This window comes from Vibrio sp. 1069 (genome assembly GCF_033340555.1).
In genome coordinates, this window is record NZ_JAWOWP010000549.1 from 1 (window position 1) to 618 (window position 618).

The following is a 618-nucleotide window of genomic DNA, read 5'->3' on the forward strand; positions in this document are numbered from 1 at the left end:
CGTAGTGATTTTGTTCGAATGAAACATCTGCCGCGCGAAGCACAGGATCTGTGCCTGGAATCTGTTGAGCACCAAACAATGCTTTGCCACCTTTTTCCGCTGTTTTGTAATCAGGGATAAATTGGGCCATGTGCTGTATTGCGTTATGCGTTCTTTCACCCAAAATTTCTTCACGCCACCCACTACGAATTTTAGACAGTAACGGTACAGGTAGCTCAGGTTGAGCAGAGAGTGCCGTGCTTTCAACTAAGCCATCTTCAAACAACGTGATCTCTTTCGTCATGCCGTGCAGCTGGAAATAGCCATCTCCATAAGGAGTTAACTGCGCCATTCCTTTATCTGTGCCACGGGGGCCGTGGAAAATGACTTCTGGCCATTGCTGGTTACATTCGTTCCATTTGGTCACGTAAGCGGCTTTGAATTCAACTAAACGGTCACGCTTAGCGCCAACTGCGTTATCAATAGTTCCCGTCTCGAAACCACATGCGTTGACTAAGTAATCACAAGTAAGCAAACAATTGACGCCATTGTGTTCGTAAGTCAATTGCCAATGATCACCAAGCCAATCTGCCTGATTAAGTGTCGCTTGAGTAATCACGTTTGAATTCGGCAGTTTTG

Annotated in this window: 1 pseudogene; it reads right to left on the reverse strand. The window is 46.0% G+C overall.

The features are described from left to right. Positions 1-618, reverse strand: a pseudogene (locus R7040_RS27665) (FAD-dependent oxidoreductase); the annotation flags it as partial.